General features: G+C 60.2%; 1 protein-coding gene. It reads left to right on the top strand.

Annotated elements, in window-relative coordinates:
* On the top strand, nt 1-771 hold a 771-nt coding region (locus HB633_RS30610), incomplete at its 5' end, for a c-type cytochrome (protein WP_213781860.1).

The raw sequence follows: 771 nt of genomic DNA, 5'->3' as shown, positions 1-771 counted from the left end.
TGGTTCACCGTCACGGTAGGCGGCACGCTGGCGCTGGCCTTGTTCTCAGCCGCTGTGGGTTTTATCTGGTTGCCGTCCGCGCAGAAGGATCAGCCATTTCAGGGCATCTGGAATGCGATCTGCAGCGCAGCGGGCGTGCCGCAACAATGGCTGCGGATCACAACGGCGACGCCCGTGCCTTTGACGCAAACGAGCCTGGTTGCAATGACGCCGCAATTGCTTTCGGCACCGAGCAGCGCTTCCATTGGCCGTGGCGCAACCCTGGCCATGCGCTGCACGATGTGTCATGGCGCAATGGGCGTGAGCGACGCCAACACCCCCAATCTTGCCGGCCAGTTTTCTTCCGTGATCTACAAGCAATTGCTCGACTTTCAGTCGGGCGCGCGAAGCAACGCCGTCATGTCGCCGATGGTTGCCAATCTCAGCGACCAGGAGATGCGTGACCTGGGCGCGTATTACGCGAATTTGCCCAAGCCAATAGCTTCACGCGTCGATGCTCGTACGTCTATTCCCGCGCCCTCGATCGTGACGCATGGCTCGCCGATGCGCAACATTGCTTCGTGTGCGTCGTGTCATGGCGGAATGGATCACAAGGCGGGCACGCCCTGGCTCGAGGGCATGCCTTACGCGTACACCAAAGCGCAATTGCAGGCGTTCGCCGACGGTTCTCGTCATAACGATATCAGCGAGCAAATGCGCAATGTCGCGCGGAATATGACGCCGGATGAGATCGATGCAGCGGCGAGTTATTACGCCGGTGCCAAGCCGTAA

It is taken from the genome of Caballeronia sp. dw_276, assembly GCF_018449635.1.
Lineage (GTDB): Bacteria > Pseudomonadota > Gammaproteobacteria > Burkholderiales > Burkholderiaceae > Caballeronia.
The sequence above is the reverse complement of the archived record's forward strand: the minus strand, read 5'-3'. Positions and strand labels throughout refer to the sequence as shown.